Source organism: Pseudomonas sp. Root71 (genome assembly GCF_001429045.1).
Lineage (GTDB): Bacteria > Pseudomonadota > Gammaproteobacteria > Pseudomonadales > Pseudomonadaceae > Aquipseudomonas > Aquipseudomonas monachiensis.
This window is the reverse complement of sequence record NZ_LMHY01000001.1, coordinates 360,098-375,659: the sequence shown is the minus strand read 5'-3', so window position 1 is coordinate 375,659 and position 15,562 is coordinate 360,098. Positions and strand designations below refer to the sequence as shown.

Annotated in this window: 14 protein-coding genes; 2 read left to right on the top strand and 12 right to left on the bottom strand. The window is 59.3% G+C overall.

What is annotated here, in order from left to right; genetic code table 11:
* Window positions 1-11 precede the first annotated feature (11 nt).
* The 7 genes from ASD95_RS01790 to ASD95_RS01760 form a co-directional block, all read right to left on the bottom strand.
* Window positions 12-902 carry an ABC transporter permease subunit gene (locus ASD95_RS01790; protein ID WP_056726426.1) on the bottom strand — a complete coding sequence of 297 codons (891 nt, stop codon included), beginning with the start codon at window positions 900-902 and terminating at the stop codon, window positions 12-14.
* Window positions 899-1,780, bottom strand: coding sequence for an ABC transporter permease subunit (locus ASD95_RS01785; RefSeq protein WP_172435394.1), 882 nt, complete (start codon window positions 1,778-1,780; stop codon window positions 899-901). Before ASD95_RS01785 ends, ASD95_RS01790 begins: the two co-directional genes overlap by 4 nt.
* Before the next feature lie 35 nt (window positions 1,781-1,815).
* Window positions 1,816-2,958, bottom strand: a complete 1,143-nt coding sequence (locus ASD95_RS01780) for an ABC transporter ATP-binding protein (protein WP_008048747.1) — start codon at window positions 2,956-2,958, stop codon at window positions 1,816-1,818.
* A 72-nt stretch (window positions 2,959-3,030) separates the two neighbouring features.
* The gene (locus ASD95_RS01775) at window positions 3,031-4,128 is read right to left on the bottom strand and encodes a polyamine ABC transporter substrate-binding protein (protein ID WP_056726424.1); all 1,098 of its coding nucleotides are present in this window, start codon (window positions 4,126-4,128) and stop codon (window positions 3,031-3,033) included.
* A gap of 188 nt (window positions 4,129-4,316) precedes the next feature.
* Window positions 4,317-5,429 (bottom strand): polyamine ABC transporter substrate-binding protein, encoded by a 1,113-nt coding sequence (locus tag ASD95_RS01770; protein ID WP_056726423.1) that lies wholly within the window; start codon window positions 5,427-5,429, stop codon window positions 4,317-4,319.
* Between the two features lie 188 nt (window positions 5,430-5,617).
* Window positions 5,618-6,982: an aspartate aminotransferase family protein gene (locus ASD95_RS01765; RefSeq protein ID WP_056726422.1), complete on the bottom strand. Its 1,365-nt coding sequence runs from the start codon at window positions 6,980-6,982 to the stop codon at window positions 5,618-5,620.
* A gap of 59 nt (window positions 6,983-7,041) precedes the next feature.
* Window positions 7,042-8,400 carry a glutamine synthetase family protein gene (locus ASD95_RS01760; RefSeq protein ID WP_056726421.1) on the bottom strand — a complete coding sequence of 453 codons (1,359 nt, stop codon included), beginning with the start codon at window positions 8,398-8,400 and terminating at the stop codon, window positions 7,042-7,044.
* Window positions 8,401-9,067: 667 nt separating this feature from the next.
* On the opposite strand from ASD95_RS01760, the gene ASD95_RS01755 reads away from it, so the two are divergent.
* Both ASD95_RS01755 and ASD95_RS01750 read left to right on the top strand, forming a co-directional pair.
* The gene (locus ASD95_RS01755) at window positions 9,068-10,444 is read left to right on the top strand and encodes a glutamine synthetase family protein (RefSeq protein ID WP_046039110.1); all 1,377 of its coding nucleotides are present in this window, start codon (window positions 9,068-9,070) and stop codon (window positions 10,442-10,444) included.
* A 265-nt stretch (window positions 10,445-10,709) separates the two neighbouring features.
* Complete coding sequence (locus tag ASD95_RS01750) at window positions 10,710-11,345, top strand: TetR/AcrR family transcriptional regulator (RefSeq protein WP_056726420.1); 636 nt, start codon at window positions 10,710-10,712, stop codon at window positions 11,343-11,345.
* A 139-nt stretch (window positions 11,346-11,484) separates the two neighbouring features.
* Here ASD95_RS01750 and ASD95_RS01745 read toward each other — a convergent pair whose 3' ends face one another.
* From ASD95_RS01745 to ASD95_RS01725, 5 genes are read right to left on the bottom strand one after another with little or no spacing between them, the layout of a single operon-like run.
* A complete protein-coding gene (locus ASD95_RS01745; RefSeq protein WP_007967989.1) occupies window positions 11,485-11,700 on the bottom strand; it encodes a TOBE domain-containing protein in 216 nt (71 codons plus the stop codon).
* 32 nt (window positions 11,701-11,732) lie between these two features.
* Entirely contained in the window at window positions 11,733-12,539 is an 807-nt protein-coding gene (gene ssuB / locus ASD95_RS01740) for an aliphatic sulfonates ABC transporter ATP-binding protein (RefSeq protein WP_056726419.1), read from the bottom strand.
* On the bottom strand, window positions 12,536-13,318 hold the full coding sequence (gene ssuC, locus ASD95_RS01735) for an aliphatic sulfonate ABC transporter permease SsuC (protein ID WP_056726418.1): 783 nt from the start codon (window positions 13,316-13,318) through the stop codon (window positions 12,536-12,538). The genes ssuB and ssuC overlap by 4 nt, the downstream gene beginning before the upstream one ends.
* A gap of 9 nt (window positions 13,319-13,327) precedes the next feature.
* Window positions 13,328-14,476, bottom strand: coding sequence for an FMNH2-dependent alkanesulfonate monooxygenase (gene ssuD, locus ASD95_RS01730; RefSeq protein WP_056726417.1), 1,149 nt, complete (start codon window positions 14,474-14,476; stop codon window positions 13,328-13,330).
* 25 nt (window positions 14,477-14,501) lie between these two features.
* Window positions 14,502-15,497 carry a sulfonate ABC transporter substrate-binding protein gene (locus ASD95_RS01725; RefSeq protein WP_056726416.1) on the bottom strand — a complete coding sequence of 332 codons (996 nt, stop codon included), beginning with the start codon at window positions 15,495-15,497 and terminating at the stop codon, window positions 14,502-14,504.
* Window positions 15,498-15,562: the final 65 nt, after the last annotated feature.

Genomic DNA, 15,562 nt, shown 5'->3' with positions numbered 1-15,562 from the left:
CTGGTTCAGACTCAAGCCGCTTCCGGTGCCTGTGCGCGACGCACGTCCGGTTGCTTCCACGAGTCGGCTGCCGCTTCTTCGATCGCCTGCTGGATCGCACGACGACGGCTTTCTTCGGCACGACGGCTGAAGAACCAGACCAGGAAAGTCACGATCGACACCGCCAGCAGGATCAGGCTGGCCACGGCGTTGATCTCGGGCTTGACCCCCAGACGCACCGCCGAGAACACTTCCATCGGCAGGGTCGTGGAACCCGGGCCCGACACGAAACTCGCCAGCACCAGGTCATCGAGGGACAATGCGAAGGACATCATCCCGCCCGCCGCCAACGACGGTGCGATCATCGGGATGGTGATCAGGAAGAACACCTTCCACGGCCGTGCACCGAGGTCCATGGCCGCCTCTTCGATGGACAGGTCCAGCTCGCGCAAGCGCGCCGAAACCACCACCGCCACATAGGCCGCACAGAACGTGGTGTGGGCGATCCAGATGGTGACGATGCCGCGTTCCTGCGGCCAGCCGATCATCTGCGCCATGGCCACGAACAGCAGCAACAGCGACAGACCGGTGATCACCTCAGGCATCACCAGCGGCGCGGTGACCAGGCCACCGAACAGGGTACGGCCCTTGAAGCGCGTAATGCGCGTCAGGACGAACGCCGCCAGTGTGCCCAATGCCACCGCCGCCACCGCCGTGTAGCAGGCAATTTCCAGCGAACGCACCACCGAACCCATCAGTTGGCTGTTGTCGAGCAGGCCGACGTACCACTTGATCGACCAGCCGCCCCACACCGTTACCAGTTTCGAGGCGTTGAACGAGTAGATCACCAGGATCAGCATCGGCAGGTAGATGAACAACAGACCCAGTACCAGCATCAGGCTGGAGAAACGGAAGCGCTTCATTCTTTACCCTCCATTTCCTTGGCCTGACTGCGGTTGAACAGGATAATCGGCACAATCAGGATCGCCAGCATCACTACCGCCAGGGCAGACGCCACCGGCCAGTCACGGTTGTTGAAGAACTCTTGCCAGAGCACTTTACCGATCATCAGGGTTTCCGGACCGCCGAGCAGTTCCGGGATCACGAACTCGCCCACCACCGGGATGAACACCAGCATGCAGCCGGCGATGATGCCGTTTTTCGACAGCGGCACGGTGATTTTCCAGAAGCTGTTGAAGGTGCTCGAACCCAGGTCCGACGCAGCTTCCAGCAGGCTCTGGTCGTGCTTCACCAGGTTGGCGTACAGCGGCAGGATCATGAACGGCAGGTAGGAATAAACCACGCCGATGTAGACCGCCAGGTTGGTGTTGAGGATCTGCAGCGGCTCGTCGATCCAGCCCATGCTCATCAGGAACCCATTGAGCAGGCCGTTGTTGCTGAGGATGCCCATCCACGCGTAAACGCGGATCAGGATCGCAGTCCAGGTCGGCATCATGATCAACAGCACCAGCACCGTCTGCACTTCCTTGCGGGCAACGGAGATGCCGTAGGCCATCGGGTAGCCGATCACCAGGCAGAGGATGGTGCTGAACAGCGCCATCTTCAGCGAGCCGAGATATGCGGCGATGTACAGCTCGTCACCGGCCAGCATCGCGTAGTTGCCCAGGTTAAGCAGCAACTGCAGCTTCTGCTCGGCGTAGCTGTAGATTTCGGTGTAGGGCGGAATGGCCACGTCCGCTTCTGCGAAGCTGATCTTCAGTACGATGAAGAACGGCAGCATGAAGAACAGGAACAGCCAGATGAAGGGAACCCCGATGACCATTTGACGGCCACCGGGAATTATTCGATTGAGTCGACGCTTGAGTTTGCGCATGTTCATGAGCGAAGCACCACGCCGCTGTCGTCTTCCCAGTACACGTAGACCTGATCACCCCAGGTCGGACGCTGCCCGCGACGCTCGGCGTTGGCCACGAACGACTGCACCAGCTTGCCGCTTGGCAGTTCGACGTAGAACACCGAGTGCCCGCCCAGGTAGGCGATGTCGTGCACCTTGCCGCTGGACCAGTTGTACTGGCAGGTCGGCATGTCGGCGGTGACCAGCAGTTTTTCCGGACGGATCGCGTAGGTGACCGACTTGTCCTGCACCGAAGTGCTGATGCCGTGGCCGACGTAGATCTGGCGATCCAGGTCTTTGCAGGTAATGATCGCGTGGCCTTCGGCGTCGTCGATCACTTCGCCTTCGAAGATGTTCACGTTACCGATGAATTCGCAGACCAGGCGACTGGTCGGGGTTTCGTAGATGTCGATCGGGCTGCCGATCTGGGCGATCCAGCCCAGGTGCATGATCGCGATGCGCTCGGCCATGGTCATGGCCTCTTCCTGGTCGTGGGTCACCATGACGCAGGTCACGCCGACGCGCTCGATGATCTCCACCAGCTCCAGCTGCATTTGCGAACGCAGCTTCTTGTCCAGTGCGCCCATCGGTTCGTCGAGCAGCAGCAGCTTCGGACGCTTGGCCAGGGAACGGGCCAGGGCCACACGCTGACGCTGACCGCCGGACAATTGATGCGGCTTGCGCTTGGCGTACTGGCTCATCTGCACCAGCTTGAGCATTTCGGCCACGCGGGCGTCGACTTCTGCCGCGGGAATCTTGTCCTGCTTGAGGCCGAAAGCGATGTTCTGCGCCACGGTCATGTGCGGGAACAGAGCGTAGGACTGGAACATCATGTTGATCGGCCGCTCGTAGGGCGGCATGTCTGTGATGTCTACGCCATCGAGGAAAATGCGTCCCTCCGTGGGCCGTTCGAAACCTGCGAGCATGCGCAGCAAAGTGGATTTGCCCGATCCCGAACCGCCGAGCAGGGCGAAAATTTCGCCTTTCTTGATTTCCAGGGACACATCGTCCACGGCAATCGTCTCGTCGAACTTCTTCGTGACCCGGTCGATTTTGACCAGCACCTGTTTAGGTTGCTGGTCGCCCTCGAGGGCTTTCTTATAGGCGCCGGAGGCAACTGCCATTTACGAAACTCCCAGAAAAAAGAGTGCAGTTCGCTCAAGGTGAGCCAACCTTGGATAGTTTGAGCCTTGAAACTATTTACCCGACTTGACCTTGGTCCAGCTGCGGGTCATCAAACGTTGAATATTCGGCGGTAACTCGATCGACACGTAGGTCTTGTCGAGCACCTCTTGCGGTGGATAAACCGCTTCGTCGGTGCGAATGGACTGTTCCATCAGTTTGTCCGACCCCGGGTTAGGGTTGGCATAGCCGACGTAATCGCTGACCTGGGCAATCACCTCAGGCTTGAGCAAATAGTTGATGAAGGCGTGGGCTTGTTTGACGTTGGCCGAGTCCTTCGGAATCGCCAGCATGTCGAACCAGAGTGCACCGCCCTCTTTCGGAATCGAGTAGGCAATGTTCACGCCTTTCTTGGCTTCTTCGGCGCGGTTCTTGGCCTGGAAGATGTCACCGGAGAAACCGATCGCCACGCAGATATCGCCGTTGGCCAGATCCGCGATGTACTTGGAGGAGTGGAAGTAGGTCACGTAAGGCCGTACTGCGAGCAACTTCTCTTCGGCCTTTTTGTAATCTTCAGGGTTGGTGCTGTTGGCATTCAGGCCCATGTAGTTGAGCACTGTCGGCATCATTTCATCGGCGGAATCGAGAAACGCGACGCCACAACTTTGCAGCTTCTTGATGTTCTCCGGCTCGAACAGCACGCCCCACGAATCAATCGTATCGACGCCCAGCACAGCCTTGACCTTGTCGACGTTGTAACCGATGCCGTTGGTGCCCCACAGGTACGGCACGGCGTACAGGTTGCCCGGATCGTTCTGCTCCAGGCGCTTGAGCAGCACCGGGTCGAGGTTCGAATAGTTCGGCAGCTGAGACTTGTCGAGCTTCTGGAATGCTCCGGCCTTGATCTGTTTGCCGAGGAAGTGGTTCGACGGCACGACCACGTCGTAGCCGGTACGCCCGGCCAGCAATTTACCTTCCAGGGTTTCGTTGGAATCGAAGACGTCATAAACCGGCTTGATACCGGTTTCTTTCTGGAAGTCGGCCAGGGTGGTCTCGCCGATGTAGTCCGACCAGTTATAAATATGCACGGTACCGGCGGCCTGGGCACTGACAGCCAGCGTCAACCCGGCGCCCGCCAGCATGGCATTGCGCAACAAAGAAAAAATAGGCAAGTGGAGGTCCTCTGAAATTAGTTGGGCCCAAGTTGCCCCGTGTTACATGACAACCGTGGTTGCCCGGCAACAAAACCGGCGCGCAACTTACCCTCGAAAAACCGTTCCAGCAAAACTTTCTGTCATTTAATTACACCTGTTGTCGCCACCGCGCGGGTGGCGACAACAGGTTGTTGCATAAAACCGGCTTATTTACCGGATTTGATCTTGGTCCAGCTGCGGGTCATGATCCGCTGCGTCGCGGCCGGCAAGTCGGCAATCGCGTACAACTTGGCGAGCACGTCCGCCGGTGGGTAAACGCCCGGGTCGCTGGTGATGTCTTTATCGACCAACGCAGTTGCAGCCGCGTTACCGTTCGGGAAGCGCACGGCGTTGGTGATTTCAGCCATGATTTCCGGCTTCTGCAGGAAGGTCATGAACTTGTAGGCGCCTTCGACGTTTTCGGCATCTTTAGGGATGGCGACCATGTCGTAGAAGCTGCCGGCACCTTCTTTTGGAATGTTGTAGCTGACTTTCACCTTGCCACCGGCTTCTTCCGCGCGGGACTTGGCCTGGTAAATGTCACCCGAGTAACCCACAGCCACGCAGATGTTGCCGTTGGCCAGGTCGGAGATGTACTTGGACGAGTGGAAGTAACCTACCGAAGGGCGGATTTTCAGGAACAGCGCTTCGGCTTCGGCCAGTTGTTTCTTGTCCTGGCTGTCGGTTGGATAGCCCAGGTAGTGCAACGCCACCGGAATCATCTCGGTTGGCGAATCGAGGAAGCTGATGCCGCACGATTTCAACTTCGCGGCGTTTTCAGGTTTGAACAGCAGGTCCCAGGAGTTGGTCGGCGCGTCGGCACCCAACGCAGCCTTGACCTTCTCGGGGTTGAAGCCGATACCGATCGAACCCCACATGTACGGGAAGGCGTGTTCGTTGCCCGGGTCGCTCACGGAAACGGCCTTGAGCAGGTCGGTGTTCAGGTTCTTCCAGTTAGGCAGCTTGGACTTGTCCAGCTTCTGGTAGACGCCAGCCTTGATCTGCTTGGCCAGGAAGTTGTTCGACGGTACAACGATGTCGTAACCGGACTTGCCTGCCAGCAACTTGGCTTCCAGGGTTTCGTTGCTGTCGAAGACGTCATAGACAACCTTGATGCCCGACTCGTCTTCAAACTTCTTGACGGTATCCGGTGCGATGTAGTCGGACCAGTTGTACACGTGCAGTACTTTGTCATCGGCCTGAACCGCGCCCGCCATCAAACCCATCACGGACATGGCAAGGAGGGTCTTGCCAGCGAGCTTTTTACCTAGTGCCTTCATGCGTAATGCTCCAAATTTTTCTTTTTTGAACCACTTGTTCAGCGACCGAACCCGGGCAACTGGAACCGCGGCTAGTCTGGCAAGATCCACATCGGTCTTTCAAGGAACGGCCACGCTTTCTGACCAGTTCCGAGCGAAAGTTCCTGGTTCATTTGCAGAACTTTGGACTTCCGCTCAGAGCCTAGCACTTAGCCCTGCAATGCACTCAGGGTCAGGTCAAGACACTTGCGAGCCTTGGTCACCAGTTCATCGATTTCCGCCGGTGTAATCACCAGTGGCGGAGCGATGATCATGGTGTCGCCGACGGCGCGCATGATCAGGCCGTTATCGAAGCAGAACTGACGGCAGATCATGCCGACGCCCTTGCCTTCGTAGCGCTTGCGCGTGGCCTTGTCCTGGACCAGTTCGATGGCCCCCAGCAGACCCACGCCACGAACTTCACCCACCAGCGGGTGATCGTTCAGTTCCCGCAGACGCTTTTGCAAATACGGTGCCGTTTCTGCATGTACGCGCTCGATGATCTTCTCGTCGCGCATGATGCGGATGTTTTCCAGCGCCACCGCAGCGGCTACCGGGTGACCGGAGTAAGTGAAGCCGTGGTTGAAGTCGCCGCCTTCGTTGAGCACGTCCACCACTTCATCACGCACGATCAGGCCGCCCATCGGGATGTAGCCCGAGGTCAGGCCCTTGGCGATGGTCATCATGTCTGGCTTAAGGTCGTAGAAATCGGCACCGAACCACTCGCCGGTACGACCGAAACCGCAAATCACTTCGTCAGCCACGAACAGGATGTCGTACTTGGCGAGGATTTCCTTGATGCGCGGCCAGTAGGTCTCTGGCGGAATGATCACGCCACCGGCGCCCTGGATCGGCTCGGCAATAAAGGCACCGACGTTGTCGACGCCGACTTCCAGAATCTTTTCTTCCAGCTGGTTGGCCGCCCAGATACCGAATTCTTCCGGGGTCATGTCGCCGCCTTCGGCGAACCAGTACGGCTGGGCGATGTGTACGATACCCGGGATCGGCAAGTCGCCCTGTTCGTGCATGTACGTCATGCCGCCCAGGCTCGCGCCGGCCACGGTGGAACCGTGATAGCCGTTCTTGCGGCTGATGATGACTTTCTTGTTCGGCTGGCCCTTGATCGCCCAGTAGTGACGAACCATACGCAGCATGGTGTCGTTGCCTTCGGAGCCGGAGCCGGTGAAGAACACATGGTTCATGCCTTCTGGCGCGATGTCGGCGATAGCCTTGGCCAGTTCCAGTACCGGTGGGTGCGCAGTCTGGAAGAACAGGTTGTAGTAAGGCAGTTCACGCATCTGTTTACTGGCGGCATCGGCCAGTTCATCGCGACCATAACCAATCGCGACGCACCACAGGCCGGCCATGCCGTCGAGGATCTTGTTGCCTTCGCTGTCCCAGAGGTAAACGCCCTTGGCGTTGGTGATGATCCGCGGGCCTTTCTCTTTCAGCTGCTTGAAGTCGCTGAACGGAGCCAGGTGGTGATCATTGCTCAGGGTTTGCCATTCACGGGTTTGCGGATTGTTGCTGGTCATACGAATCTCCTAAAACAATCAGGTGAAGGCGCCGCCAGGCAGCGGCGGCGCCCGGCGTATCAGACGGCAAAGAGCAGGAATTCCCTTTCCCACGAACTGATCACGCGCTTGAAGTTTTCATGCTCGGCCCGCTTGACCGCAACGTAGCCAGTGATGAAATTTTTGCCCAGGTACCGCTCGATGGTCGCGCTGTTTTCCATGCGTTCCAGTGCGTCTTCGATGGTTAGCGGCAGGCGCAGGTTGCGGCGTTCATAGCCTCGCCCAACCACCGGCGCACTCGGGTTCAGGCCTTCGACCATGCCGATGTAACCGCAGAGCAGGCTCGCGGCAATCGCCAGGTACGGGTTGGCATCGGCGCCCGGCAGGCGGTTTTCCACCCGTCGGTTTTGCGGCCCCGCATCCGGTACCCGCAGGCCCACGGTGCGGTTCTCTTCACCCCACTCCACGTTCACCGGCGCCGAAGTATCCGGCAGGAAGCGGCGGAACGAGTTGACGTTGGGTGCGAACAGCGGCAACAGTTCGGGAATGAGCTTCTGCAGACCACCGATGTGGTGCAGGAACAACTGGCTCATGGTCCCGTCTTCATTGGAGAAGATGTTCTTGCCGGTCTCGATGTCGATGATGCTCTGGTGCAAGTGCATGGCACTGCCCGGCTCGCCGGTCATCGGCTTGGCCATGAAGGTCGCGGCCACGTCGTGCTTGAGCGCGGCTTCGCGCATGGTGCGCTTGAACACCAGGATCTGGTCGGCCAGGGACAGGGCATCGCCGTGACGGAAGTTGATTTCCATCTGCGCCGTGCCGTCCTCGTGGATCAGGGTATCGAGGTCCAGTTCCTGCAATTCGCACCAGTCATAGACGTCTTCGAACAGCGGGTCGAATTCGTTCGCCGCTTCGATGGAGAACGACTGGCGACCGATTTCCGGACGACCGGAACGGCCGATCGGCGGTTGCAGCGGGTAGTCCGGGTCGTCACTGCGCTTGGTCAGGTAAAACTCCATTTCCGGCGCCACGATCGGCTGCCAGCCTTTGTCGGTATAGAGTTTCAGGACTTTCTTGAGCACGTTGCGCGGCGACAGCTCGATCGGGTTGCCTTGCTTGTCGTAGGTATCGTGGATGACGATGGCGGTCGGCTCGATGGCCCACGGCACCAGGTACACCGCACCCTGATCGGGACGGCAGATCATGTCGATGTCGGCCGGGTCGAGCAGCTCGTAATAGATGTCGTCTTCGACGTAATCGCCGGTCACTGTCTGCAACAGCACGCTTTCTGGCAGGCGCATGCCTTTTTCGGCGATGAATTTGTTGGTCGGCGAAATCTTGCCCCGGGTAATCCCGGTCAAGTCGGCGATCATGCATTCGACTTCTGTGATCTTGTGGTTTTTCAACCAATCGGTGAGCTGGTCGAGGTTGTTACTCATAAATGCCTCTAGGCTTGAGTTGTCTGACCCTTTTAAGGTCAGGCGTTGTTTGACGCATCGGCGTCGCGTTGTAGAGCGTTTGCGCGGCAGATTATCGTGCTTGCCGACACGGCTGCAGAAGCCGGGCGTGCAGAATCGCGAGCGGTGCCCTGAACGATGGTCAGGCCGCTATTGTGAATCGGTTCTATATTGAATGGAGTAACCGTAATGGGGGTGCCATCACGACCGTCCAGAATATCGGACGGGGACGGTTGAACCGTCACGGATGGGAGGATCACCAGAACCGCTGAGGCCACGGAACGGACGGACGTGTCATCACTGATGTGATAAACATGCCGACCGACCTGTCTTGAGCAGTCGGTGACGCCGATTATCGGCAGGCGAGACATGAAGCACCCCGGTATTATTGCTGTTATGGGTTTGATTCGAGCTTAGCCTTGTTCATTTTTTTACACAACACCCCCGTAAAAAATACAACACGGCCCGCTCAAGCCTGCGGGCGCCATGGAGGCCAAAGGCATAAAAACGCCCCAAAGTGCCTCAAAAAAGCCACACGGGCGCTTTTTTAGGGCAAAAAAGGCCTCGCTTGACTTCGGCATGCCGTTCGGGTTGACTGGAATCTGAAAAGATCAATGATTGATATTTTTAACAACAAAGGTGTTGCATCATGTCGGTACCCCCGCGTGCCGTTCAGCTTAACGAAGCGAACGCGTTCCTTAAGGAACATCCTGAGGTTCTGTACGTTGACCTTCTGATTGCGGATATGAATGGTGTGGTGCGCGGCAAGCGCATCGAACGCACCAGCCTCCACAAGGTTTACGAGAAAGGCATCAACCTGCCGGCCTCTCTATTTGCTCTGGATATCAATGGCTCGACGGTGGAAAGCACCGGCCTGGGCCTGGACATCGGTGATGCTGACCGAATCTGCTATCCAATTCCCGATACCCTATGCAACGAGCCATGGCAGAAGCGCCCGACCGCGCAACTGCTGATGACCATGCACGAACTCGAAGGCGAACCATTCTTCGCCGACCCGCGTGAAGTGCTGGCCAATGTGGTACGCAAGTTCGACGAAATGGGCCTGACCATCTGTGCCGCGTTCGAACTGGAGTTCTACCTGATCGACCAGGAGAACGTGAACGGTCGTCCGCAACCACCTCGCTCGCCGGTTTCCGGCAAACGTCCGCACTCGACTCAGGTCTACCTGATCGACGACCTCGACGAATACGTCGACTGCCTCCAGGACATTCTGGAAGGTGCCAAAGAGCAAGGCATTCCGGCCGACGCCATCGTCAAGGAAAGTGCCCCGGCGCAGTTCGAAGTGAACCTGCACCACGTGGCTGACCCGATCAAGGCCTGCGACTACGCGGTCCTGCTCAAGCGCCTGATCAAGAACATCGCCTACGACCATGAAATGGACACCACCTTCATGGCCAAGCCTTACCCAGGCCAGGCGGGTAATGGTCTGCACGTCCACATTTCGATTCTCGACAAAGACGGCAAGAATATTTTTGCCAGCGAGGATCCCGAGCAGAACGCCGCACTGCGTCACGCGATCGGCGGTGTGCTCGAGACCCTACCGGCGCAGATGGCTTTTCTCTGCCCGAACGTCAACTCCTACCGTCGTTTCGGCGCACAGTTCTACGTGCCAAACTCGCCGTGCTGGGGCCTGGATAACCGTACTGTGGCGATTCGCGTACCGACCGGTTCTTCCGACGCCGTGCGCATCGAGCATCGTGTAGCCGGCGCCGATGCCAACCCGTACCTGCTGATGGCTTCGGTTTTGGCGGGTGTGCACCACGGCCTGACCAACCAGATCGAGCCTGGCGCCCCGGTCGAAGGCAACAGCTACGAGCAGAACGAGCAGAGCCTGCCGAACAACCTGCGCGATGCACTGCGCGAGCTGGACGACAGCGAAGTCATGGCCAAGTACATCGATCCGAAATACATCGATATCTTCGTCGCGTGCAAAGAGAGTGAGCTGGAGGAGTTCGAACACTCCATCTCCGACCTCGAGTACAACTGGTACCTGCATACCGTTTAATCGGTTGCAGTAAAAAGGAAACGCCGCCGGCTGTAAAAGCCGGCGGCGTTTTTTTATGGGTGCCATCAAACCCCGTGGCGAGGGAGCTTGCTCCCGCTGGAGGCCGAAGGACTCCCTTTAATCCGCAGTCGGTTCTGTCAGGCACACCGCATCGGCCGTTTTGGGGCCGCTTCGCGACCCAACGGGAGCAAGCTCCCTCGCCACAGGGGATATGGAACATCTGCCCGCTCTGCGTACAATGCCCGCTGCCCCGCAGGAGACTCCAATGACACGCGTAGCCACCCCCCGCAAACCCCGCGCACGCAGCCAGGCCCGGATCGATTCGATACTCGATGCCGCCCGCACGCTGCTGGCTGCCGAGGGTGTGGCCAGTCTGTCGATCTACAGCGTCGCCGAGCGCGCGGAGATTCCGCCCTCCTCGGTCTACCACTTCTTCGCCAGCGTGCCGGCTTTGCTCGAAGCCTTGACCGCCGACGTCCATGCGGCCTTCCGCGCCTGCCTGCAAGCTCCCATCGACCATCTCGCCTTGAATGGCTGGCGCGATCTGTCGCGACTGGTGGAACAACGCATGCTCGACATCTACGCAGAAGACGCCGCCGCCCGCCAACTCATTCTGGCCCAGCACGGTCTGACTGAAGTCACCCAGGCCGACCGCCAGCACGACATCGAACTGGGCGACCTGATGCACAAGCTGTTCGACCATCACTTCGAGCTGCCGACGTTGCCCAGTGATGTCGATGTGTTTGCCCTGGCCATGGAACTGGGCGACCGGGTGTATGCGCGCTCGGTGCAGCAGCACGGGCAGATTACGCCGCGCATGGCCGAGGAAGGGATGCGGGTGTTTGATGCTTATGTGGGGTTGTATTTGCCGCCGTATTTGCCCAAGCGTGTGGCGCTTTAAAAGATCGCAGCCTTCGGCAGCTCCTACATCGGAATGCGTATTCCAGTAGGAGCTGCCGAAGGCTGCGATCTTTTGATCTTAACGAATAAAAAACCCCGAAGGGCTCAAACCCTTCGGGGTTGTTGTTTACGCATGTGCCTTACAACTTGGCGATCGACACCTCGGTGGATTTCACAAACGCGATCACTTCACTGCCGACCGCCAGTTCCAGCTCTTTCACCGAACGCGTGGTGATCACCGAAGTGACAATGCCGGACGCGGTCTGCACGTCGATTTCCGACAGCACGTCGCCGAGGACGATTTCCTTGATGGAGCCCTTGAACTGGTTGCGAACGTTGATGGCCTTGATAGTCATGATGTTGATTCCTGTCGTGGATAAGACTTGAGTTATTGAGCCCAGCGCAATTGCGTAGGCAAGGGTGAAACAGGTTCCGGTTCCGGCGGTTGGCCGGGCAGCGCCAGCACGCGATTTAGCACTTCGGTTTCCAGCGCCGCCAGCCGATGGGAACCACGAACCCGAGGGCGCGGCAGTTCCACGTGCAGGTCCAGGCCGACTTCGCCGTCTTCGATCAGGATCACCCGATCGGCAATCGCCACGGCTTCACTGACGTCATGGGTCACCAGCAACACCGTGAAGCCGTGCTGCTGCCAGAGCCGTTCGATCAGTTGCTGCATTTCAATTCGAGTCAGGGCATCCAGCGCACCCAAAGGTTCGTCGAGCAACAGCAGGCGCGGCTGATGAATCAACGCACGAGCCAATGCCACGCGTTGCTTCTGCCCACCGGACAGCGCGGCCGGCCACTCGTGGGCACGATCGGCCAGGCCCACCGCTTCCAAAGCTTCAAGCGCCTGCGGCCGCCAGTTCCCCTTGAGGCCCAGACCGACGTTGTCGATGATCTTTTTCCAGGGCAGCAAACGCGCTTCCTGGAACATCAGCCGCGTATCCTCCCGCGCATCACTCAATGGCGCGGCACCGGCGAACAACTCACCGCCGCTTGGTTGATCGAGGCCGGCGAGCAAGCGCAACAGGGTACTTTTGCCGCAACCACTGCGACCGACCACAGCGACAAACTGGCCCGCCGGAATGTGCAGGTCGATCTCGCGCAGCACCTGCCGCGCACCGAAGGTTTTTTGCAACTTGCGCACCACCAGCGGAGTCCCGCGCAGCAGGCGTGGAGGCTGTTGGGCAGTCATACCGAACCTCCCCTCGCAACCTGATACGCCGGATGCCAGCGCAGCCACACTCGTTCAAGTCCACGGGCCGCGAGGTCTGCCAGTTTGCCGAGCACCGCGTACAACAGAATCGCCAGCACCACCACGTCGGTCTGCAAGAACTCCCGGGCATTCATCGCCAGATAGCCGATGCCGGAACTCGCGGAAATGGTTTCCGCGACGATCAACGTCAGCCACATGAAGCCCAGCGCGAAGCGTACGCCAACCAGAATCGAAGGCAGCGCCCCCGGCAAAATCACCTGCCAGAACAGGCTGAAACCGCTCAGGCCATAGCTACGCGCCATCTCTACCAGCGCCGGGTCGACATTGCGGATGCCGTGATAGGTGTTGAGGTAAATCGGGAACAAGGTGCCCAGCGCCACCAGGAAAATCTTTGCCGACTCATCAATGCCGAACCACAGGATCACCAGTGGAATCAGCGCCAGGTGCGGCACGTTGCGGATCATCTGCACCGAACTGTCGAGCAAGCGCTCGCCCCACTTCGACAGACCGGTGATGAAGCCAAGGGTCAGGCCGATGCCACCACCGATGGTGAAGCCTAGCGCGGCACGCCAGCCACTGATCGCCAAGTGCGTCCAGATTTCGCCACTGCGCACCAGGCTCACGCCGGCCTCGATGACGGCGATGGGTGCCGGCAGGATTCGTGTCGACAACCAGCCCGCCGACACACTCAACTGCCACACCGCCAGCAACAACACCGGCAACGCCCAGGGCGCCAGGCTGTGGATGATTTTCTTCATGATCGCGCCTCAGCTCTGGGACGCGGCTTTTGGCAGAATGTCGTTGGCGACCATCTCGCCGAACGGGCTGACGTAACCGGCGCTCTTCGGCAGTTCAGGACGCTCGACATCGAGGTGCGGGAACAGCAACTCCGCCACCCGGTACGACTCCTCCAAGTGTGGATAACCGGAGAAGATGAAGGTATCGATGCCCAGGTCCGCGTACTCCTTCACGCGGGCGGCCACGGTCGGACCATCGCCCACCAGCGCCGTACCGGCACCGCCGCGCACCAGACCGACGCCGGCCCACAGGTTAGGACTGACTTCCAGGTTGTCACGGCTTCCGCCATGCAGCGCAGCCATGCGTTGCTGACCGACCGAATCGAAACGCGCCAGCGAAGCCTGGGCACGGGCGATGGTTTCGTTGTCCAGATGCGAGATCAATTTGTCCGCCGCTTGCCAGGCTTCGGCGTTGGTTTCACGCACGATCACATGCAGGCGAATGCCGAAGCGTACGGTGCGACCAAGCCTGGCGGCCTTGGCACGGACCTGTTCGATTTTTTCCGCAACGGCGGCCGGTGGTTCGCCCCAGGTCAGGACCATTTCCACCTGTTCGGCGGCCAGATCCTGGGCGGCTTCAGAGGAACCGCCGAAGTACAGCGGCGGACGCGGTTGCTGGATCGGCGGATAGAGCAATTTCGCCCCCTTCACGCTGATGTGCTGGCCGTCGTAATCGACGGTTTCGCCTTCCAGTACCCGACGCCAGATGCGGGTGAATTCCACCGAGGCCTGATAGCGCTCTTCGTGGCTCAGGAACAGACCATCGCCCGCCAACTCTTCCGGATCACCACCCGTCACCAGATTGAACAACGCACGACCGCCGGACAGTCGATCCAGGGTCGCAGCCTGACGCGCCGCCACCGTCGGGGAAATGATCCCCGGGCGCAGGGCAACCAGGAACTTCAAGCGCTGGGTCACAGGAATCAGCGATGCCGCCACCAGCCACGAGTCTTCGCAGGAGCGACCGGTAGGAATCAGCACACCGCCGAAGCCCAGACGATCCGCCGCTTGCGCCACTTGTTGCAGATAACCGTGGTCGACGGCGCGAGCGCCTTCGGCGGTGCCAAGGTAATGGCCGTCGCCGTGGGTAGGCAGGAACCAGAAAATATTGAGGCTCATGGAGTGGTCTCCTTGGGGAATCGAATTATTGGGCTTTGGTTACTGAGCTTTGGGCAACGGCAGCCGGCGGCGTCCAGATCACGTCTTTAATGCTCAACTGCTTGGGAATCAGCTTGAGCTGGTAGAAGCTGTCGGCGATTTTCTGCTGTGCGGCGACCACTTCCGGGGTGAGGAACAGCGCGCCATAGCCCTGGCGTTTCACCGAGGTCAGGGTGATGTCCGCTGGCAGGCCGAGCAGCGGTGAAACCTGTTGGGTCACCTCTTGCGGGTTAGCCTTGGACCACTCGCCCACCGCGCGCACTTCTTCCACCAGTGTCTTGATCACCTCGGGATTTTTCTGCGCATAAGGCTTGGTTGCCAGGTAGAACTGATGGTTGTCGACGATGCCTTGGCCATCGCGCAGGGTGCGCGCTTGCAGCTGTTGTTCGGCAGCGGCCTGGTACGGGTCCCAGATCACCCAGGCGTCGACACTGCCACGCTCGAACGCGGCGCGGGCATCGGCCGGCGGCAGGAATACGGTCTGGATGTCGGTGTATTTGAGGCCGGCATCTTCCAGCGCACGTACCAGCAGGTAGTGCACGTTGGAACCCTTGTTGAGCACGATTTTCTTGCCCTTGAGGTCCGTCACCGACTTGATCGCCGAGTCCTTCGGCACCAGGATCGCCTCACTGTGCGGCGCTGGCGGTTCATAGGCGACGTAGAGCAGATCGGCACCCGCTGCCTGGGCAAACACCGGAGGCGTTTCGCCTGTAACACCGAAGTCGATGGAGCCGACGTTCAGGCCTTCAAGCAGTTGCGGGCCACCGGGGAATTCCGTCCATTGCACGTCCACACCTTGGGCGGCGAGACGTTTTTCCAGGGTGCCCTTGGCTTTGAGCAGCACCAGGGTGCCGTATTTCTGATAGCCGATTCGTAGCACGCCTTCCCGGGTAGAAAGCGCCTGAGCTTGAGTAATGGCGCCGAAGGTCAAAGCCGCAGCAAACAGAGCGACCAGACCACGACGCAAAATGACAGGGCGCATGGCGCTCTCCTTTTTGCAGTTGGGTTTTGGCTGCACCTGCTTGCCCGTTGGCGGGCGAGTAAGGC